Here is a 19,811-nt window from a genome sequence, read left to right as displayed (position 1 = left end):
AAAATGGCCGGTAGCGCAACCATAAAAAACGGCAACCATGTGGTTGCCGTTTTGCTTTTATTTTGCGTCGTCCGGAAGAGCGTAGGCCACAATGTAATCGCCCATCTTCGTACCAAACGAACCGTGACCGCCCGCTGAGATGACAACGTACTGCTTGCCATTCGCTTCATAGGTCATCGGCGTTGCCTGTCCACCCGCTGGCAGACGGCCTTCCCACAGTTTGTCACCGTTAGTCATGTTGTACGCGCGCAGATAGTTATCCGCAGTTGCCGCGACAAACAGGACGTTACCGGCGGTGGACATTGGGCCACCCAGCATTGGCATCCCCAAATTGAACGGGAGTTTAAACGGCATTGGGAAGCCCAGGCTATCCTGCGGCGTACCGATACGTTTTTTCCATGCAATCTGGTTGGTTTTCAGATCCAGAGCGGAGATATAACCCCAGCCCGGCTGTTTACACGGCAGGCCAAACGGCGACAGGAACGGGTTCAGCGTCACGCCATACGGCACGCCGTACTGTGGCTGAATACCGGTTTCGGTGCCGGAACCTTTCGCATCTTTAGGCGGCTCAATCGGGTTACCCGGACCGCGCGGCATCAGACGAGAAACGAACGGCAGGGCGATTGGGTTAGCAATAGCCACCTGACGGTTTGGATCGACGGAGATACCGCCCCATTCGAACATCCCCAGGTTACCCGGGAATACCAGCGTGCCCTGCTCAGACGGTGGCGTGAAGATGCCCTCGTAGCGCAGTTGGTGGAACATCACGCGGCACACCAGCTGGTCGAACATGGTCGCACCCCACATATCCGCGCCAGAAAGATTTTTCTTTGGACGGAAAGTCAGGTCAGAGAACGGCTGAGTTGGGCTCAGACGATCGCCTTTGGCCGGACCTTGTGGAACCGGTTTTTCCGGCGCAGGGACAACCAACTGTCCGTTACGACGGTCGAGCACAAAGATGTTACCGGTTTTCGCCGGCGCGTAGACCACCGGCACGGTTTTGCCGCCCACGGTAATGTCGGCAAGCGTAGGCTGTGACGGCTGGTCCATATCCCACAGATCGTGGTGAACGGTCTGGTAGCTCCAGGCGAGCTTACCGGTGGTCGCATTCAGCGCAACGAGCGCGCTCGCGTAACGTTCCTGATCCGGTGTGCGGTTACCACCCCAGATATCCGGTGTAGTGACACCCATTGGCAGATACACCAGGTCCAGCTTCGCATCATATGCCGCAGGTGCCCAGGAGTTCGGCGAGTTCAGCGTGAAGTGATGTTCGTCATCCGGGATAGCATTGGGATCTTTCGCGCCTGGATCGAAGGCCCACAGCAGTTTACCGGTGTTCACGTCGAAACCGCGGATAACGCCAGATGCTTCACGGTTCGAGAAGTTATCGGTCACGGAACCGGCGATGATGATGGTGGTATCGGTCACAATCGGTGGCGACGTCGGTTCGTACATCCCCGGCGTGGTCACGGGTTGTTTACTCTGCAGATTCAGCACGCCTTTGTTGCCGAAGGTTTCGCACAGCTTGCCGGTATCGGCATTCAGCGCGAACAGACGACCGTCATTCACTGGCAGCAGAATACGACGCGGACAATCCGCCACCACGTCAGCCGGCGCGCTGTTGGCTTTGGCTTCGTGATACGACACGCCGCGGCAGGTTACGTGCTGGAAGAAGGTATTGGTATTGAGCTGCGGGTCGAAGTGCCATTTCTCTTTGCCGGTCGCGGCATCCAGAGCGAATACACGCTGGTGCGCGGAGCAGAGATACAGCATGTCGCCGACTTTAATTGGCGTCACTTCGTTGGTGATTTCACCCGGATCGTTCGGTTGCTTCAGGTCGCCGGTCTGGAAGACCCACGCTTGTTTCAGCTGATGAACGTTATCGGCGTTGATTTGTTTCAGTGGGGACCAGCGCTGGCCTTCCTGATTACGACCATACGCTGGCCAGTCCTGATCAGCCACCTGAGAAATCGGTGCCGCTGGCGTCACATCGGTGCTCAGCGTACCGTTGATTTCCTGCGGATCGTGGAAGCCCGCCCAGGTCAGAATACCGGCAGAAATCAGCAGCACCACGACCAGTGCGGCAACTGCTCCGCTGGAGGGCACAATCAGACGACGCCAGACAAATGGCAAAATCAGCCAGATGCCGAAGAACACCAGAATGTCGCTGCGCGGCGTCAGTGCCCAGAAGTCGAAACCGACTTCCCAGACGCCCCAGATCATGGTGACGAGTAGCACCAGCGCATACAGCCACAGGGCGGAACGTTTACCGCGCCACAGCATGGTGGTGACGGCGAGCATGACCAGCCCGACGATAGGGTAATACCAGGAGCCGCCCAATGAAACGAGCCAGACTCCGCCGATTAACAGATACAGCCCGCAAAAGGCTGCAAACAGCGCCGTCAGCTTCACAAGAAGCCCGCTCTGTTGTGGATTTGTTTCTGCCATAGAAAGCACACCTATATGTTGTTAATTTTTTAGTAGCAACTAAGTATAGGATTTAACAAGTGTGATCGGAATCACAAATTGAGCTTTCTTATCTCATACACCCCATAAATGCTTTTACTGGTATACTGCGTGGCTTGCCGATCAGCGGCGTATACTGAGGTATACGTGGTTGAGAGATTTATCTCTTAAATCAGATGGTTAGTTATATGAAACATACTGTTGAAGTGATGATCCCGGAAGCGGAGATCAAAGCGCGTATCGCCGAATTGGGCCGTCAAATTACCGAACATTATCAGGACAGCGGCAGCGAAATGGTGCTGGTTGGCCTGCTTCGCGGCTCATTTATGTTTATGGCGGACCTGTGTCGTGAAGTGCACGTCCCCCACGAAGTCGATTTTATGACGGCTTCCAGCTACGGCAGCGGTATGTCGACCACCCGTGATGTGAAGATCCTTAAAGACCTGGACGAAGATATCCGCGGTAAAGACGTGCTGATTGTTGAAGACATCATCGACTCCGGAAACACGCTGTCTAAAGTGCGTGAGATCCTGAGCCTGCGCGGTCCGAAATCCTTAGCAATTTGTACTCTGCTCGATAAACCCGAACGCCGCGAAGTTGACGTCCCGGTGGAATTCGTAGGTTTCTCCATTCCTGATGAGTTTGTTGTGGGCTATGGCATTGATTACGCACAGCGTTATCGCCATTTGCCGTACGTCGGGAAAGTGGTGCCGCAGGGCGAGTAAATAAAAAGCCCGGTGGCGCAAACGCGGACCGGGCTTAAAGCATGCATTGTCGTAGGCCGGGTCAGGCGAAGTCGCCACCCGGTTTTTTTACAGGCTTATTTGTGATTGATGTGGCGAGTGTGCAGGTTCGAGATCGCCATGCGATAACCCTGTTCCAGGCTTTCGCGATTGGTCGCGGTGACGTCGAGGTCACGCAGCAGGCCATCATGAATACCGTAAGCCCAGCCGTGGATCGTCACTTTCTGCCCGCGTTTCCAGGCAGACTGCATGATCGTAGAGTGGCCGAGGTTATACACCTGCTCCATCACGTTCAGTTCACACAGGGTGTCCATACGGCGTTCCTGCGGCATTTCGCCCAGCAGTGAACTGTGCTTGAACCAGATATCACGAATGTGCAGTAGCCAGTTGTTGATCAGTCCCAATTCAGGGTTCTCAACCGCTGCCTGTACACCGCCGCAGCCGTAGTGACCGCAAATGATGATGTGTTCGACTTCCAGCACATCTACCGCATACTGAACCACGGAAAGACAGTTTAAGTCGGTATGGACGACCAGGTTGGCCACGTTACGGTGAACAAACAGTTCACCCGGCTCCAGACCCGTCAGACGTTCCGCTGGAACGCGACTGTCTGAGCATCCAATCCATAGAAAGCGCGGTTTCTGCGCCTGTGCCAGTTTCTGAAAGAAACCAGGATCCTCTTCATTCAGCATCTTTGACCATAGTGCATTATTGCTGATGAGTGTATCTATGTCGTTCATGGAGGTTAATGACCTGTAACCAAGTAAGTGCGTTGCGCTAATATAGGTCAACTCGGCTTTATTTAAAACCATACATCGATTGCAAGATTTGAATAAGAGACACTGAATGACCATTGCACTTGAATTGAAACAGCTTAAAAAGACTTACCCAGGCGGCGTTCAGGCGCTGCGTGGCATTGACCTGACGGTCGAAGCCGGGGACTTTTATGCTCTGCTAGGCCCAAACGGTGCGGGGAAATCCACGACGATCGGGATCATCAGCTCGCTGGTGAACAAAACCTCCGGTCAGGTCAATGTATTTGGCTACGATCTGGCGAAAGACGTGGTCAATGCCAAACGCCAGCTCGGACTGGTTCCGCAGGAGTTCAACTTCAACCCGTTCGAGACGGTACAACAGATTGTTGTTAACCAGGCGGGCTATTACGGCGTTGAGCGCAAAGAAGCGCTTGAACGTAGCGAAAAGTACCTGAAACAGCTCGATTTGTGGGAAAAACGCAACGAACGTGCGCGGATGTTATCCGGTGGCATGAAGCGCCGTCTGATGATTGCCCGTGCGCTGATGCACGAGCCCAAACTGTTGATTCTGGATGAGCCTACCGCGGGCGTTGACATCGAACTGCGTCGTTCAATGTGGGGCTTCCTCAAAGATCTCAACGACAAAGGCACCACCATCATTCTGACCACGCACTATCTGGAAGAAGCTGAAATGCTGTGCCGCAACATCGGCATCATTCAGCACGGCCAGCTGGTGGAAAATACCTCGATGAAAAACCTGTTGTCGAAGCTGAAGTCTGAAACCTTTATTCTCGATCTCGCGGCGAAAAGCCCGCTGCCGCACCTCGAAGGCTATCAGTATCGCCTGGTCGATACCTCAACGCTTGAAGTGGAAGTGCTGCGTGAGCAGGGGATTAACAGCGTCTTTGCTCAGTTGAGCGAGCAGGGCGTGCAGGTATTGAGTATGCGTAACAAAGCCAACCGTCTGGAAGAGCTGTTCGTCACGCTGGTTCATAATAAGACAGGAGAACAGGCATGATGCAGCTCTATTGGGTGGCGCTGAAAAGTATCTGGGCCAAAGAAATTAACCGCTTCATGCGCATCTGGATCCAGACCCTGGTACCGCCGGTCATCACCATGACCCTTTATTTCATCATCTTCGGCAACCTGATTGGTTCACGCATTGGCGAGATGCATGGCTTTACTTACATGCAGTTCATCGTGCCAGGCCTGATAATGATGGCGGTAATCACCAACGCCTATGCGAACGTGGCATCGTCGTTCTTTAGCGCCAAGTTCCAGCGCAACATTGAAGAGCTGCTGGTGGCGCCGGTGCCAACGCACGTGGTTATCGCCGGATACGTCGGTGGCGGCGTGGCGCGCGGGCTGTGTGTCGGCGTGCTGGTTACCGCGATTTCTCTGTTCTTTGTGCCATTCCAGGTGCATTCATGGCTGTTCGTCGGTTTGACGCTGCTGCTGACGGCGATCCTGTTCTCGCTGGCGGGCCTGCTGAACGCGGTCTTCGCCAAAACGTTCGATGATATCAGCCTGATCCCGACCTTCGTGCTGACGCCGCTGACTTATCTTGGCGGAGTGTTCTACTCGCTGACGCTGCTGCCGCCGTTCTGGCAGGCGCTGTCGCATCTGAACCCGATTGTCTACATGATAAGCGGCTTCCGCTTCGGCTTCCTCGGCATCTCCGACGTCCCGCTGTTCACGACCGTCGGTGTGCTGGTCGTGTTTATCGCCGCGTTCTACGCCCTGTGTTGGTACTTGATCCAGCGAGGTCGCGGGCTGCGTAGCTAAGTTTGTTTTTAGCCGGGCGACGCACCGTTGCCCGGCCTCAAACCTTGATCAATCGCACCCCTCCTGAACCTTCCCTCCGCTAAACTACTTGTCTGCTAAGGAGCTGGGCTATGTTGGGTTGGGTGATTACCTGTCATGACGATAGGGCGCAGGTGCTGCTGGATCGTCTGGAAAAGAAATTTGGGCCACTGCCGCAGTGCCGGGTGGTGAGTTTCTGGCGTGGTCTCAGCACCAATATGCTCAGTCGTATGATGTGTGATGCGCTGCATGAAACCGATTCCGGTGATGGCGTTATTTTTCTGACCGACAGTGCGGGGGACGCGCCCTATCGCGTTGCCGCGTTAATGAGCCATAAACACTCCCACTGTGAAGTCATTTCCGGTATCAGCTATTCGCTTATCGAAAGAATGGTACCGTTGCGCGCTACACTGAGTAGCGAGGCATTTCGTAATGCTTTCGTGACCTTAGGCTATCCCGATGCCAGCAGTCTGTGGCATCAACAGCAAAAAAATCCCCCGTTTGTCCTGCTGCATGACCTGTATGCAAATTAACCATTGGTATTGATGTCACTTTTGTTAAACTAACCGCTTCATATCGCACCGGTTAGAGCGCATGCTGATTCGCGTTATTTTCTCTTTTTTCGTCCTTCTTTCTGGCAGTGCCTCTGCCAGTTTGTTAAGCCAACATGGGCAGCCCGCCCGCTACATGCAAACCACCGAGGACGCCATAATCTGGGCGCAGGTGGGTAATGACGTCGTCACCGTCGGAACCGTGGAAGAGGGGCAAATTCTCGCGGTGGTACCAACTGCGGCCGATTACTACGAATTCAGCTTTGGCTTTGGCACCGGGTTTATCGATAAAGGGCATCTCGAGCCAGTGCAGGGCAAACAGCGGGTGGAAGACAGTCTCGGCGATTTGAACAAACCGCTCAGTAATCAGAATCTCGTTACCTGGCGGGATACGAAGGTGTATAACGCGCCAAACCTGGGCAGTGCGCCGTTTGGCGTGCTGGCAGACAATATCCGCTACCCGATTATTGCCAAACTGAAAGACCGACTGAACCAGACCTGGTTTCAAATCCGTATTGGTAACCGGCTGGCGTGGGTCAGTAGCCTGGATGCGCAGCAGGATAACGGCATTCCGATCCTGACGTATCACCACATTTTGCGCGACGAAGAAAACACCCGTTTTCGCCACACCTCTACGACGACCTCGGTGCGTGCATTCAGCAACCAAATGACCTGGCTGCGCGATCAGGGCTACACCACGCTGACGATGTACCAACTCGAAGGTTATGTGCGTAATAAGATGAATTTACCGGCTCGTTCGGTGGTCATTACCTTCGATGATGGTCTGAAATCAGTCAATCGCTACGCCTGGCCGGTGCTAAAAGAGTACGGCTTCAAGGCCACGGCATTCATTATCTCGTCGCGTATCAAGCGTCATCCGCAGAAGTGGGACCCTAAGTCACTGCAGTTTATGAGTATTTCAGAGCTAAGGCAGATTCAGGACGTGTTTGACGTTCAGTCGCACACCCACTTTTTGCACCGCGTGGATGCGTATCGTCGGCCTATTTTGCTGAGCCGCAGCTATCACAATATTTTGTTTGATTTCGAACGTTCACGCCGGGCGCTGAACCAGTTCAACCCGCACGTGCTGTATCTGTCCTATCCGTTTGGGGGCTATAACACCACGGCGGTGCAGGCGGCGAATGACGCCGGGTTTCATATGGCGGTGACGACGGTGAAAGGGAAGGTGAAGCCGGGAGATAATCCGTTCTTACTGAAACGCCTGTACATCTTAAGAACGGATTCGTTAGAGACGATGTCGCGGCTGATAAGCAACCAGCCGCAAGGGTAGAACTTACGCGACCTGAACCGGAATGGCTTTGGCCGTGCGTTTCATTTCGTTGTCGCCCTCAAAGTAGGCCACGTGTGGACGCCAGGTGCGTGCCTCGGCGTCAGACATGGTCACAAAGCTTGCGATAATCACGATGTCGCCCACATCGGCATTGTGTGCCGCCGCGCCGTTCACGGAAATGATTTTCGAGCCGCGCTCTGCCGCGATGGCATAGGTTGAGAAACGCTTGCCGTTGTTTACATTCCAGATATCAATGGCTTCGTTTTCAAGGATCCCGGATGCGTCGAGGAAATCCTGGTCGATGGCGCAAGAGCCTTCATAATGCAGGTCCGCATGAGTGACTTTCACGCGGTGGAGCTTGCCCTGCAGCATAGTGCGAATCATAACTTTACCTTTGTTGCTGTGTTGCCCCCACTCCGCTTTGGCGAGAGGGCCGGGGATATATTCACCACATCGATAGGCAGTATTGCCCGTTTTTTAACCCCTGTCTACAGAGTTAATTCAACCGTTTTGTTGTCGATAAGACGCGCCTGGCCAAGCCATGCCGCCATCAGGATAACGGCCCGCTGGCTGGAATCTGAGAGTGCTAAAAGCGTATCTGCATCGCGGATCTGAATGTCGTCGGCGCGGAAGCCTTTCTCGTTTAAATCTTGTTCTGCCAGCGCGATCATCTCTTCCAGATCACGATCGCCTTCGCGTAGTTTTTCTGCCATGGCATTCATCACTTTGCTCAGGCCCGGCGCGATTTTACGCTGGTCGCTGGTGAGATAGCCGTTGCGGGAACTCAGGGCCAGACCGTCTTTCGCGCGTACCGTCGGCACGCCGATGATGTCGATATCGTAGCCCATGTCGGCCACCATCTTGCGGATCAGTGCCAACTGCTGGAAATCTTTCTCGCCAAAGCAGGCGACGTCCGGCTGAACCAGGTTGAACAATTTGCTGACGATGGTGGAGACGCCACGGAAATGGCCCGGACGGCTCGCGCCTTCCAGCATGGTAGAAATGCCCGGCACGTCGACAAACGTTTGAGTCTCCGTACCTTGCGGATAAATATCCGCCGGGGCAGGGGAGAACACGAAATCGACTTTGCGCTTGTTCAGCTTTTCGCTGTCTTCCTGCAGGGTGCGGGGATAGCGGGCCAGGTCGTCAGCTCTGTCGAATTGCATCGGGTTGACGAAGATACTCACAATCACCACATCGGCAGCGGCTTTCGCTTCATCAACCAGCTTCATATGGCCGTCGTGCAGGTTGCCCATGGTTGGCACCAGCGCGATGCGTTTGCCTTCCTGACGAAGACGACGGATATGCTGGCGCAGCAGCGGCAGGGTTTCGATAATCAACACAACAAACTCCTTAATGGAAACTGTGTTCTTCACCCGGATAGACTCCGGACTCGACCTCGGCAATATACTGCCGCACCGCAGCGCGCATGTCGCCTGCATCGGTCAGGAAATTTTTCGCAAATTTAGGGATGTGGCCCCCGGTAATGCCGAACGCGTCGTGCATCACCAGAATTTGCCCATCGGTGACGTTCCCGGCACCGATACCGATAACCGGAATAGTCAGCGCGTCGGTAATGCGTTTCGCTAGCGCGACTGGCACGCATTCCAGTACTAACAGCTGAATGCCTGCGGCTTCCAGCGCCAGCGCATCGTCAAACAGGGTTTGTGCGGCATCGCCACGGCCCTGTACTTTATAGCCGCCGAAGACGTTAACCGACTGTGGGGTCAGGCCGAGATGACCGCACACCGGCACGGCGCGCTCCGCCAGCATTTTCACGGTGGGAGCAAGCCAGGCACCGCCTTCCAGCTTCACCATATTGGCACCGGCGCGCATTACCACGGCAGAATTATCAAACGCCTGCTCCGGCGTGGCGTAAGCCATAAACGGCAGGTCAGCCAGCAGCAGGCAGTTCGGCGCACCACGGCGCACTGCGCGCGTGTGGTATGCGATATCGTCGACGGTGACAGGCAGCGTCGAGTCGTGGCCCTGAACGGTCATACCCAATGAATCACCGACCAGCATGACGTCGATCCCGGCATCGGCGAACAGTTTCGCGAAGCTGAAATCATAGGCAGTGATCGTGGCGAAGCGTTTCTTTTCCTGTTTGCATTTCTGCAGCAGGGAGATGGTAGTGGGTTTCATAGCGTTTCCTGATAACGAAAGCCGAATCTTGCGGCATTGTATCAGTCAGATAGACAGGGGCAATGGTTTTACCGTTTACCAGTGAGCGGGTTTTGTACAGTTGAGGCGTTGCAGCAGCGTTGTCAGCGAGGTGCCATCGGGGAAGATGAGGTCTGGCGCGATTTCCGCCAGCGGCCACAGCATAAAGCCGCGGTTGTGCATGTCGTAATGCGGCACGGTCAGGCGCCCGGTGTTCAGCGTCAGCTCACCAAACAGCATAATGTCGAGGTCCAGCGTGCGCGGTCCCCAGCGTTCGGCTTTGCGGGTGCGGCCCTGCTCGAGTTCGATGCGTTGGGTGTTATCCAGCAGCGCTTCTGGTTCGAGGTCGGTATCCAGCGCCACGGCGGCATTGAGATAGTCAGGCTGATCCTGCGGACCCAGCGGCGGCGTGCGATAAAACGACGAAACCGCCATGACGGCGGTTTGCGGGATTTCGCCCAGGGCAGCAATCGCCGCGTTCACCTGATCGCGCGGTGAAGCCAGATTGCTGCCGACGGCGATGTAAACGCGTGTCACGCGGTGCCGCCCTGACGAGGCGTACGCTTGCGTGGACGACGATGGCGACGACGCGCAGCCGGTTCTTCATCCAGACCGTTGAGCATATCTTTCTGCGCCGGTGGTGCAGCCACCTGGAATTCTCCCCACCACTGCGTCAGACGTTGCAGTTCATGGTTGTTTTCCGCTTCGGCACGCAGCGCCAGCAGATCGTAGGCTGCGCGGAATTTAGGATGCTCCATCAGTTTCCATGCGCGTTTACCCTGACGACGGGACATACGCAGCTGCAGCTGCCAGATATCACGCACCAGCGCGGTAATACGTTTCGGGATAGCCAGCGAACGGCAGGCTTCGTCCAGCACGTCATTCATTGCCATGGCGAAGGCGTCGAAATAGGCCAGACCGCTTTCCTGCGTGATGCGCTGTGCGGTTTCGAGCAGCGGATACCAGAACATTGCGGCAAACAGGAACGCCGGATTCACACGCATGTCGTTATGAATGCGGGTGTCGGTGTTTTTAAACACCTGGCTGACGATGCGCTCCATCGGGCTATCACCGTTTTCGGTGAAGTAGCGGGTGATGGTCGGGAACAGCGGCTGGAACAGGCTGTATTCACGCAGCAGTTTATAGGTTTCGTACCCGTAACCTGCCTGCAACAGCTTCAGGGATTCTTCAAACAGACGCGCCGGTGGCACGTCGTTGATAAGGGTGGCCAGGCGTGGGATAGGCTCGGCGGTGTCCGGGCTGATACGCATGTTCAGCTTGGCAGCAAAACGCACCGCGCGCAGCATGCGCACCGGATCTTCACGATAGCGGGTTTCTGGATTGCCAATCAGGCGAATCACGCCGTCCTGCAAATCGCGCATCCCGCCGACGTAATCACGGACGGTGAAATCCGCCACGCTGTAGTAAAGGCTGTTGATGGTGAAGTCGCGACGCTGGGCATCTTCTTCGATGGAACCGAAGATGTTGTCACGCAGCAGCATGCCGTTCTGGCCGCGCTGTGAGGTGGCGCGATCGTCCGGCGTGCCTTCGTGATGGCCACGGAAGGTCGCCACTTCAATGATTTCAGGGCCAAACATCACATGGGCCAGACGGAAACGGCGACCAATCAGACGGCAGTTGCGGAACAGTTTACGCACCTGCTCCGGCGTGGCGCTGGTGGTCACATCGAAATCTTTGGGTTTTTTGTCCAGCAGCAAATCACGCACGCCGCCACCCACGAGGTAAGCCTCGTAGCCCGCTTTGTTCAGACGGTAGAGCACCTTGAGGGCATTTTCACTGATATCTTTGCGGGAAATAGCGTGCTGCTCACGCGGAATAACCGTCATTTCTGGTTTTATCTCGACGGTTTCAGCCCCGGTTTCTTCACGGGTAAGCACCTTACGGCAAAAATTAGCGACTCGGGTAAAAATGTTGCACCTCGGTTTTCAAGTCAGTCGGAAGTCATGAGGACAAAAAAATAGCGGCTAATCATAGCTCAGCAAGAGGCATTTGAGAATGCTCCATTTATGCAACTGATGAAAGGTTCCAGTTTTGCACCGCGTTTTTCAGCAGATCCTCGAGCGTTATGTCCTGCCACTCTTTAACAATAGTCTGATTAAGAAACTGTAAGGCCCGGATTAATTCCGGGCGCGGGTCGTCGGTAGATAACGCTGGCGCATGATTTTGTTTCGACAGTTTGTTGCCGTCGCTATTCAGCGCCAACGGCAGATGAATATAGTCCGGCACCGTCCAGCCGAAATGACGATACAGCGAAATTTGTCGCACTGTTGGCTCAATTAAATCTGCGCCGCGCACGATTTCCGTTACGCCCTGAAAATGATCGTCAACCACCACGGCAAGATTGTAGGCAAATAAACCATCACGACGGTGAATAATAAAATCTTCCCGCGCCAGCGGCTCGTTGGTGACAACCGTGCCGCGCAGTTTATCGTCGAACTGCAATACCGGTTGAGTCTGGTGTAAACGCAGCGCCGCATTCTGCGGGCCGAGATGCAGCGTTCGGCAGTGGCCGTCGTAAATGCCGCCGACGCTCTGAATTCGCGCCCGGGTGCAGGTGCAGTAATAGCTCAGCCCCTGTTCGCGCAGCCAGGCGAGTCGTTCACGGTAGGCGTCATGGCGTTGAGACTGCCACACAACGTCGCCATCCCAGTGCAGGCCATAATGTTCCAGCTGATGCAGAATGGTATTTGCAGCACCGGGAACTTCACGGGGAGGATCAATATCTTCAATACGCACTAACCATTTTCCCTGACGGGCGCGGGCCTGCAAATAGCTGCCAAGCGCGGCAATCAGTGAGCCAAAATGGAGTTCGCCAGAGGGGGAAGGGGCAAAACGCCCTGTATAATCTGAATTTGCCATATGCCAAAAAAGAACAAGGCGGGAGAACGCTCCCGCCATGGTGATGTTATGCGAAACGAATGGCTTAGCCAGCCATCTGTTTTTCGCGGATTTCCGCCAGTGTTTTGCAGTCGATGCACAGATCGGCAGTCGGACGCGCTTCCAGACGACGGATACCGATCTCAACTCCGCAGGACTCGCAGAAGCCGAAATCTTCGTCTTCGACCTTCTTGAGCGTTTTTTCGATCTTTTTGATCAGCTTGCGCTCACGGTCGCGGTTACGCAGTTCGAGGCTGAATTCTTCTTCCTGTGCGGCACGGTCGACCGGGTCCGGGAAGTTAGCTGCTTCGTCTTGCATATGAGTCACTGTACGATCAACTTCATCCCTGAGTTGGTTACGCCACGCTTCAAGAATACGCTTGAAGTGAGACAGCTGGGCTTCGTTCATATACTCTTCACCCGGCTTCTCTTGGTATGGCTCCACCCCAGCGATGGCGAGAATACTCAGGGACGATGTTTTACGGATTTGCCCTTCTTGCATGTTGCTTCTCCTTAACACGCACTATCGATCCCCATGTGGGGGAAAAATCAGGCCGCTATAAATAGCAGAAGCTTTTCAGGATAGCAATTGTCTAAACGTTACACTTGACAACCCTGTGAGGAAAAGCGTATTTGCGCACGCGACCAGCACATTTATTACTCAACCGTTTTCACTGGTGCCAGCACCACGGGTAACGGCTCTATCAGAGTCATATTATCGGCAGAAAGTTCCGCTTTATAAGCCAGAATTTCGACCCCCTTTTTTTGTGCCTCATTCAACAACTGCGCGTACGTCGGATCAATATGGCGCGCGGGTGAAAATTGGGTGATGGCAGAGTGAAGTACCGCAAATAATACCACGGCACGGTCACCTGAGGCCGCCACGCCCATCAACTCTCGCAAATGCTTCTGACCACGTTCTGTCACCGCATCGGGGAAATAACCGTACTCTTGTTCCGCTAACGTAACCGATTTCACTTCAATATAGCAGTCAGGACGCTCCTCCGCCTCTAGCCTGAAATCAATCCGGCTGCGCTCAGAACCGTATTTCACTTCGCTTTTCAATACGCTATAACCCTTCAATTCAGGAATGATATCTGCCTGAATGGCTTCTTTTACCAGCTGATTAGCCCGTAACGTATTGACACAAATAAACGCCCCGGTTTGGGTCTCGGTGATTTCCCAGGTATGCGGGTATTTGCGCGTTTTGCTGTCCGAAAACGAATACCAGACGGTATCGCCCGGCGTGGCGCAGCCGGTCATTGCACCAGTGTTTGGGCAATGCAGGGTTAATTCTTCACCTTCCGGGGTGATAACGTCGGCCAGAAAACGTTTATAGCGCTGAATAAGACGTGCGTGTTTTAACGGCGGCAGAAACTGCATGACGATTCCTTGTTATTCGGTAAGTGTCCAGCGCGTAAGCCGGGTATAACGGGTGCGTCCGCGGGAATATTCAGAGGCGTACAGCGCAAATTCAGAAACGGGTACCTGCCAGCTAAAACCCGGCGCGGGAATAGGCACGGCGGTCGCCGTATTGCGCAGCAGCGTAATGTGCGGGTGGAACGGCTGCGGGTTTTGATAGCAGCCACTGCGAGCCGCCTGAGCGCGCAGCATATTTGCCAGCTGTAATAGCCCGCGTGGTGGCTGGCGCGTACCGAGCCACACTACCTGTGAACGCAGCCACTGTCCGGCATCATTGAGATTTAAGGCGAAACCCGGCTGGCGGATGCGCCCGGCCAACGTCTCTAACGCCCGCTGTTTGTCTGCACTCACTTCACCAAGGAACGCCAGCGTCAGATGTAAATTTGCGGCAGCCACTGGACGCCCGCTGTCGGCGGGGAAGTTCGCGGCGCGCCAGTGAATAATCTGCTGCTGTACGTCATCGGGAAGCTCAAGTGCGAAAAACAGTCTTTTGGGTTCGGGCATGCCAGGGTCTCGGTAATGATTTAGCGCAATGCTACAATGCCCGGCCATTTAAAGTCACCCACTGGAGCCCTTTGTGTCGTCATTGCCGGTTGCTTCTGTCCTTCCCGAACTTCTCCAGGCGTTAAATACTGCGCCCCAGGTGCTGCTGAATGCGCCCACCGGTGCCGGTAAATCGACCTGGCTGCCGCTGCAAATCCTGCATTCTGGCGGCATTGAAGGCAAAATTATCCTGCTGGAACCGCGCAGACTGGCGGCGCGAAACGTTGCCCAGCGATTAGCGGAACTGCTGAACGAAAAACCGGGCGAAACCGTGGGCTATCGAATGCGCGCCGAAACCTGCGTCGGTAAAAACACCCGCCTCGAAGTGGTGACGGAAGGCATTCTTACCCGCATGATACAGCGAGACCCGGAACTGAACGGCGTCGGGCTGGTTATCCTCGATGAATTTCACGAACGCAGCCTGCAGGCCGATTTAGCGCTGGCGTTGCTGCTCGATGTGCAGCAAGGGCTGCGAGACGATTTAAAACTGCTCATCATGTCCGCGACGCTGGATAACGTCCGATTGCAGACGCTTTTGCCCGACGCGCCGGTGATTTCGTCCGAGGGCCGTGCGTTCCCGGTGGAAAGACGCTATCAGGCGCTAGCCACTCATCAGCGTTTTGATGAAGCGGTGGCGGCGGCTACGGCGGAACTGCTGCGCAATGAAGCGGGCTCGCTGCTGCTGTTTTTACCGGGAGTGGGTGAAATCCAGCGTGTACAGGACCAGCTTGCTGCACGGGTAGGCACTGATGTGGTGCTGTGCCCGCTGTACGGAGCGCTGTCGTTAAGCGAACAGCGCAAGGCTATCCTGCCCGCAGAAAAAGGGCTGCGCAAAGTGGTGCTGGCGACCAACATCGCAGAAACCAGTCTGACCATTGAAGGCATTCGTCTGGTTGTCGATTGCGCCCAGGAGCGCGTGGCGCGTTTCGACCCACGCACCGGATTGACGCGTTTACTTACCCAGCGCGTCAGCCAGGCATCAATGACCCAACGTGCTGGCCGTGCCGGGCGACTGGAGCCGGGGATTTGTCTGCATCTGCTGGGCAAAGAGCAGGCTGAACGCGCGGCGGCGCAGGGCGAGCCGGAAATCTTGCAGAGCGATTTATGCGGGCTGGTGCTCGAGCTGTTGCAATGGGGCTGTCAGGATCCGGCGCAGTTGAACTGGCTGGATCAACCGCCTGCCACCAATCTGGCGGCTGCGCGAACGTTGTTGTCCCAGCTTGGCGCGTTCGACGGTAAACAGCTGACGGCGCAGGGGCAGAAAATGGCGAACCTCGGTAATGACCCGCGTCTGGCGGCGATGCTGGTGGCGGCAGATTCGCCGGACGAGGTGGCGACTGCCGCAAAACTGGCTGCCATTCTGGAAGAGCCACCGCGCGGCGGAAATGCTGATCTCGGAATGGCGTTTTCGCGTCATCAGCCGAACTGGCAGCAGCGCGCCAAAGCGCTGAGCCAGCGCATTGATAAGCCGTCCGGCCAGCCGGATGCCGGACGAATAACGGCACTGCTGGCGAAAGGATTTGCCGATCGTATAGTGCGTCGACGCGGTCAGGAAGGGCGCTACCAGCTGGCAAACGGCATGGGCGCAATGCTTGATGCCGACGATGCGCTGGGCCGCCATGAATGGCTGATTGCGCCACTTCTATTGCAGGGCAGTCAGTCCCCGGATGCACGAATTTTACAGGCGCTGGCGATCGACATCGACACGCTGGTGGCTGAATGCCCTGAACTGCTTTCGCAGTCTGACACTATCGAATGGGATGAAAACCTGGGCACGCTGAAAGCCTGGCGTCGCAGCCGTATCGGGCAGCTGATGGTAAAGGTGCAGCCGCTGGCGAAACCTTCCGAAGACGAACTGCATCAGGCAATGCTCAACGGCCTGCGTGATAAAGGGCTGGGCATCCTAAACTGGACGCCGGAAGCGGAGCAGCTACGCTTGCGTATTCAATGCGCCGCCCGTTGGCTGTCCGAAGACGAATGGCCCGCGGTGGATGATGAAGCCTTGTTGGCTGGGCTCGAGTCCTGGCTGCTGCCCCACATGACTGGCGTACATTCGCTGAAAGCCCTGAAGGCGCTGAATGTCACCCAGGCATTACAGGGTTTACTGCCCTGGTCATTACGACAACGTCTGGTGAGTTCGCTACCCACGCATTACACTGTGCCGACCGGAAGCCGGATTGCCCTGCGTTATGATGCGGATAATCCACCGGTTTTGTCGGTGCGAATGCAGGAAATGTTTGGCGAGGCGAGTACACCGACTATCGCGCAAGGGCGTGTGGCGCTGGTGTTGGAGCTACTGTCTCCGGCACAGCGACCGTTGCAAATCACGCGCGATCTCAGTGCGTTTTGGGCGGGTGCCTACCGCGAAGTGCAGAAAGAGATGAAAGGGCGTTACCCGAAACACGTCTGGCCGGATGACCCGGCGAGCACGGCACCGACGCGACGCACAAAAAAGTACTCGTAGTGTGAAGGTGTGTGCGGTCTGATGCCCTCTCCCGTCGGGAGAGGGATAAAACATTTTGAGAGATTTCTTCTTTCACCATGATGTGAAAGGAAAGAGAATCAGGCGCTTACGCCTGAATTTAGCGGAGAAAAAGTATGGCGGGGAATGACCGCGAGCCGATTGGACGTAAAGGCAAGCCTGCACGTCCGGCTAAGCAGAAGGTTAGCCGTCGTCGTCTCAGGGACGAAGAGTACGACGATGATGATTACGAAGATGAGGATGACGAACCGATGCCGCGTAATGGAAAAGGTAAAGGCAAGAAGCCTCGTCGCAAATACGGCTGGTTTTGGCTGCTGGTCAAATTAGGCATCGTTTTTGCGGTGTTGATGGCCATTTACGGCGTCTATCTGGATCAGAAAATCCGTGCCCGTATCGACGGTAAAGTATGGCAACTGCCAGCGGCGGTCTATGGCCGTATGGTCAACCTCGAACCGGATATGCCCGTCAGCAAGAATGAGATGGTGCGACTGCTGACGGCCACGCAGTACCGCCAGGTGACGGCGATGACCCGTCCGGGCGAGTTTACCGTGCAGTCCAACAGCATCGAGATGATACGTCGTCCGTTTGATTTCCCGGACAGTAAAGAAGGGCAGGTGCGTGCGCGTCTGACCTTTGATGGCGATCATCTGGATTCCATCACCAACATGGATAACAACCGCCAGTTCGGTTTCTTCCGTCTCGATCCGCGCCTGATAACCATGATGTCATCGCCTAACGGCGAGCAGCGTCTGTTTGTGCCGCGCAGTGGTTTCCCGGACTTGCTGATCGACACGCTGATTGCGACCGAAGACCGTCATTTCTACGAGCATGACGGCATTAGCTTCTACTCGATGGGGCGTGCGGTACTGGCGAACCTGACGGCGGGCCGAACGGTGCAGGGCGCAAGTACCCTGACCCAACAGCTGGTGAAAAACCTGTTCCTCTCCAGCGAGCGCTCCTACTGGCGTAAAGCCAACGAAGCGTACATGGCGCTGATCATGGATGCCCGTTACAGCAAAGACAGGATCCTTGAGCTGTATATGAACGAGGTGTATCTCGGTCAGAGCGGCGACAACGAAATCCGCGGTTTCCCGCTGGCGAGCCTGTACTACTTTGGCCGCCCGGTGGAAGAACTGAGCCTTGACCAGCAGGCGCTGCTGGTGGGCATGGTGAAAGGGGCGTCTATCTACAACCCGTGGCGTAACCCGAAACTCGCACTGGAACGTCGTAACCTGGTCCTGCGTCTGCTGCAACAGCAGAAGGTTATCGATCAGGAGCTGTACGACATGCTCAGCGCGCGTCCGTTGGGCGTTCAGCCGCGCGGTGGGGTGATTTCTCCACAGCCAGCGTTTATGCAGATGGTGCGTCAGGAGCTGCAAGCGAAGCTCGGTGACAAGGTGAAAGATCTTTCCGGTGTGAAAATCTTTACCACCTTCGATTCCGTGGCGCAGGATGCGGCAGAAAAAGCGGCGACCGAAGGCATTCCGATCCTGAAGAAACAGCGCAAGCTAAGCGACCTCGAAACCGCGATGGTGATTGTTGACCGTATGACCGGTGAAGTGCGGGCGATGGTGGGTGGTGCAGAGCCGCAGTACGCGGGTTATAACCGTGCGATGCAGGCGCGTCGTTCGATTGGTTCTCTGGCAAAACCGGCGACCTATCTGACCGCACTGAGTCAGGCGAATACCTATCGTCTGAACACCTGGATTGCCGATGCGCCCGTCACGATTCATCTGTCGAACGGCCAGACCTGGTCCCCGCAGAACGATGATAAGCGCTTTAGCGGTCAGGTGATGTTAGTGGATGCGCTGACGCGTTCGATGAACGTACCGACGGTGAACCTCGGGATGGCGCTGGGACTGCCGGCGATCACCGACACCTGGCAAAAACTCGGCGTGCCGAAGGATCAGCTTAGCGCGGTTCCGGCGATGATTCTTGGAGCACTGAACCTGACGCCAATCGAAGTGGCGCAGGCGTTCCAGACTATCTCCAGCGGCGGTAACCGTGCGACGCTTTCCGCGCTGCGCTCGGTCATTGCGGAAGATGGCACCGTGCTTTACCAGAGCTACCCGCAGGCTGAACGTGCCGTTCCGGCACAGGCGGCCTACATGACGTTGTGGACCATGCAGCAGGTTGTGCAGCGCGGTACAGGTCGTCAGCTTGGCGCGAAGTATCCGAATCTGCATCTGGCGGGTAAAACCGGGACCACCAACAATAACGTCGACACCTGGTTTGCCGGGGTTGACGGACGTGAAGTGGTGATCACCTGGGTTGGTCGAGATAACAACCAGCCGACCAAGCTGTACGGAGCCAGTGGTGCGATGTCCATTTATCAGCGTTATCTGTCCAACGAGTCGCCGATCCCACTGGATCTGACGCCGCCGGAAGATATCGTCAATATGAGCGTCGACGACAACGGCAACTTTATCTGTGATGGAGCCGGGATGCGTCAGCTGCCGGTCTGGACGACCAATCCGGATCAGCTGTGTCAGCAGAGCCAGGCTATGCAACAGCAACAGCAGGACGCAAATCCGTTCGGCGGTCAGCAGCAACAACAGCCACAGCAGCCTCAACAACAGCAACAGCAACAGCAGCCAGCGAAGCAGGAAAAAAGCGACGGCGTAGCGGGCTGGATTAAAGATATGTTTGGTAGTAACTAAGCCTGAGCCCCTCACCCTTTTAAGGGGAGGGGCA

18 protein-coding genes are annotated in these 19,811 nt (G+C 55.6%); 7 read left to right on the top strand and 11 right to left on the bottom strand.

Annotated features, from left to right (window positions below; genetic code table 11):
• Window positions 1-57: 57 nt before the first annotated feature.
• Window positions 58-2,448 carry a glucose/quinate/shikimate family membrane-bound PQQ-dependent dehydrogenase gene (locus MUU47_RS06220; protein ID WP_258987327.1) on the bottom strand — a complete coding sequence of 797 codons (2,391 nt, stop codon included), beginning with the start codon at window positions 2,446-2,448 and terminating at the stop codon, window positions 58-60.
• Between the two features lie 206 nt (window positions 2,449-2,654).
• On the opposite strand from MUU47_RS06220, the gene hpt reads away from it, so the two are divergent.
• Entirely contained in the window at window positions 2,655-3,191 is a 537-nt protein-coding gene (hpt, locus tag MUU47_RS06215; protein WP_258987326.1) for a hypoxanthine phosphoribosyltransferase, read from the top strand.
• Window positions 3,192-3,286: 95 nt separating this feature from the next.
• Here the strand turns inward: hpt and can are convergent, their stop codons facing one another.
• Entirely contained in the window at window positions 3,287-3,949 is a 663-nt protein-coding gene (gene can, locus MUU47_RS06210; protein ID WP_125355767.1) for a carbonate dehydratase, read from the bottom strand.
• A gap of 106 nt (window positions 3,950-4,055) precedes the next feature.
• Between can and MUU47_RS06205 the strand changes: the two genes are divergently transcribed.
• The 4 genes from MUU47_RS06205 to MUU47_RS06190 all read left to right on the top strand — a co-directional run bounded on the left by MUU47_RS06205 (window position 4,056) and on the right by MUU47_RS06190 (window position 7,609).
• Window positions 4,056-4,982, top strand: coding sequence for an ABC transporter ATP-binding protein (locus MUU47_RS06205; RefSeq protein ID WP_258987325.1), 927 nt, complete (start codon window positions 4,056-4,058; stop codon window positions 4,980-4,982).
• On the top strand, window positions 4,979-5,749 hold the full coding sequence (locus MUU47_RS06200) for an ABC transporter permease (protein WP_110510809.1): 771 nt from the start codon (window positions 4,979-4,981) through the stop codon (window positions 5,747-5,749). Before MUU47_RS06205 ends, MUU47_RS06200 begins: the two co-directional genes overlap by 4 nt.
• 110 nt (window positions 5,750-5,859) lie before the next feature.
• Window positions 5,860-6,300 (top strand): PTS sugar transporter subunit IIA, encoded by a 441-nt coding sequence (locus MUU47_RS06195; RefSeq protein ID WP_159770975.1) that lies wholly within the window; start codon window positions 5,860-5,862, stop codon window positions 6,298-6,300.
• A 61-nt stretch (window positions 6,301-6,361) separates the two neighbouring features.
• On the top strand, window positions 6,362-7,609 hold the full coding sequence (locus tag MUU47_RS06190; protein WP_258987323.1) for a polysaccharide deacetylase family protein: 1,248 nt from the start codon (window positions 6,362-6,364) through the stop codon (window positions 7,607-7,609).
• 3 nt (window positions 7,610-7,612) lie between these two features.
• Here the strand turns inward: MUU47_RS06190 and panD are convergent, their stop codons facing one another.
• From panD to thpR, 9 genes are all read right to left on the bottom strand, one after another.
• Window positions 7,613-7,993: an aspartate 1-decarboxylase gene (gene panD / locus MUU47_RS06185; protein ID WP_258987321.1), complete on the bottom strand. Its 381-nt coding sequence runs from the start codon at window positions 7,991-7,993 to the stop codon at window positions 7,613-7,615.
• Between the two features lie 104 nt (window positions 7,994-8,097).
• Entirely contained in the window at window positions 8,098-8,952 is an 855-nt protein-coding gene (gene panC, locus MUU47_RS06180) for a pantoate--beta-alanine ligase (protein ID WP_258987319.1), read from the bottom strand.
• A 10-nt stretch (window positions 8,953-8,962) separates the two neighbouring features.
• Window positions 8,963-9,754: a 3-methyl-2-oxobutanoate hydroxymethyltransferase gene (gene panB, locus MUU47_RS06175; RefSeq protein ID WP_125355777.1), complete on the bottom strand. Its 792-nt coding sequence runs from the start codon at window positions 9,752-9,754 to the stop codon at window positions 8,963-8,965.
• 75 nt (window positions 9,755-9,829) lie between these two features.
• Complete coding sequence (gene folK, locus MUU47_RS06170) at window positions 9,830-10,309, bottom strand: 2-amino-4-hydroxy-6-hydroxymethyldihydropteridine diphosphokinase (protein WP_258987316.1); 480 nt, start codon at window positions 10,307-10,309, stop codon at window positions 9,830-9,832.
• Entirely contained in the window at window positions 10,306-11,703 is a 1,398-nt protein-coding gene (gene pcnB, locus MUU47_RS06165) for a polynucleotide adenylyltransferase PcnB (RefSeq protein WP_258987506.1), read from the bottom strand. The genes folK and pcnB overlap by 4 nt, the downstream gene beginning before the upstream one ends.
• 94 nt (window positions 11,704-11,797) lie before the next feature.
• Window positions 11,798-12,652, bottom strand: a complete 855-nt coding sequence (gene gluQRS, locus MUU47_RS06160) for a tRNA glutamyl-Q(34) synthetase GluQRS (RefSeq protein WP_258987314.1) — start codon at window positions 12,650-12,652, stop codon at window positions 11,798-11,800.
• A gap of 64 nt (window positions 12,653-12,716) precedes the next feature.
• The gene (gene dksA, locus MUU47_RS06155) at window positions 12,717-13,172 is read right to left on the bottom strand and encodes an RNA polymerase-binding protein DksA (RefSeq protein WP_110510818.1); all 456 of its coding nucleotides are present in this window, start codon (window positions 13,170-13,172) and stop codon (window positions 12,717-12,719) included.
• 155 nt (window positions 13,173-13,327) lie between these two features.
• Window positions 13,328-14,053 (bottom strand): DNA/RNA nuclease SfsA, encoded by a 726-nt coding sequence (sfsA, locus tag MUU47_RS06150; RefSeq protein WP_258987312.1) that lies wholly within the window; start codon window positions 14,051-14,053, stop codon window positions 13,328-13,330.
• A gap of 12 nt (window positions 14,054-14,065) precedes the next feature.
• Complete coding sequence (gene thpR, locus MUU47_RS06145; protein ID WP_258987310.1) at window positions 14,066-14,596, bottom strand: RNA 2',3'-cyclic phosphodiesterase; 531 nt, start codon at window positions 14,594-14,596, stop codon at window positions 14,066-14,068.
• Between the two features lie 73 nt (window positions 14,597-14,669).
• Here thpR and hrpB point away from each other — a divergent pair, with 73 nt between their 5' ends.
• The gene (gene hrpB / locus MUU47_RS06140) at window positions 14,670-17,099 is read left to right on the top strand and encodes an ATP-dependent helicase HrpB (protein ID WP_258987309.1); all 2,430 of its coding nucleotides are present in this window, start codon (window positions 14,670-14,672) and stop codon (window positions 17,097-17,099) included.
• A gap of 134 nt (window positions 17,100-17,233) precedes the next feature.
• Window positions 17,234-19,777 carry a bifunctional glycosyl transferase/transpeptidase gene (gene mrcB, locus MUU47_RS06135; protein ID WP_258987308.1) on the top strand — a complete coding sequence of 848 codons (2,544 nt, stop codon included), beginning with the start codon at window positions 17,234-17,236 and terminating at the stop codon, window positions 19,775-19,777.
• Window positions 19,778-19,811: the final 34 nt, after the last annotated feature.

The sequence above is a fragment of the Scandinavium hiltneri genome (genome assembly GCF_024764835.1).
GTDB lineage: Bacteria > Pseudomonadota > Gammaproteobacteria > Enterobacterales > Enterobacteriaceae > Scandinavium > Scandinavium hiltneri.
The sequence above is the reverse complement of the archived record's forward strand: the minus strand, read 5'-3'. Positions and strand labels throughout refer to the sequence as shown.

Excerpts from the sequence above, each read along its gene's own strand:
- MUU47_RS06220 (WP_258987327.1), bottom strand. The coding sequence starts at position 2,448 with ATGGCAGAAACAAATCCACAACAGAGCGGGCTTCTTGTGAAGCTGACG.
- hpt (WP_258987326.1), top strand. The coding sequence starts at position 2,655 with ATGAAACATACTGTTGAAGTGATGATCCCGGAAGCGGAGATCAAAGCG.
- can (WP_125355767.1), bottom strand. The coding sequence starts at position 3,949 with ATGAACGACATAGATACACTCATCAGCAATAATGCACTATGGTCAAAG.
- MUU47_RS06205 (WP_258987325.1), top strand. The coding sequence starts at position 4,056 with ATGACCATTGCACTTGAATTGAAACAGCTTAAAAAGACTTACCCAGGC.
- MUU47_RS06200 (WP_110510809.1), top strand. The coding sequence starts at position 4,979 with ATGATGCAGCTCTATTGGGTGGCGCTGAAAAGTATCTGGGCCAAAGAA.
- MUU47_RS06195 (WP_159770975.1), top strand. The coding sequence starts at position 5,860 with ATGTTGGGTTGGGTGATTACCTGTCATGACGATAGGGCGCAGGTGCTG.
- MUU47_RS06190 (WP_258987323.1), top strand. The coding sequence starts at position 6,362 with ATGCTGATTCGCGTTATTTTCTCTTTTTTCGTCCTTCTTTCTGGCAGT.
- panD (WP_258987321.1), bottom strand. The coding sequence starts at position 7,993 with ATGATTCGCACTATGCTGCAGGGCAAGCTCCACCGCGTGAAAGTCACT.
- panB (WP_125355777.1), bottom strand. The coding sequence starts at position 9,754 with ATGAAACCCACTACCATCTCCCTGCTGCAGAAATGCAAACAGGAAAAG.
- gluQRS (WP_258987314.1), bottom strand. The coding sequence starts at position 12,652 with ATGGCAAATTCAGATTATACAGGGCGTTTTGCCCCTTCCCCCTCTGGC.
- dksA (WP_110510818.1), bottom strand. The coding sequence starts at position 13,172 with ATGCAAGAAGGGCAAATCCGTAAAACATCGTCCCTGAGTATTCTCGCC.
- sfsA (WP_258987312.1), bottom strand. The coding sequence starts at position 14,053 with ATGCAGTTTCTGCCGCCGTTAAAACACGCACGTCTTATTCAGCGCTAT.
- thpR (WP_258987310.1), bottom strand. The coding sequence starts at position 14,596 with ATGCCCGAACCCAAAAGACTGTTTTTCGCACTTGAGCTTCCCGATGAC.
- mrcB (WP_258987308.1), top strand. The coding sequence starts at position 17,234 with ATGGCGGGGAATGACCGCGAGCCGATTGGACGTAAAGGCAAGCCTGCA.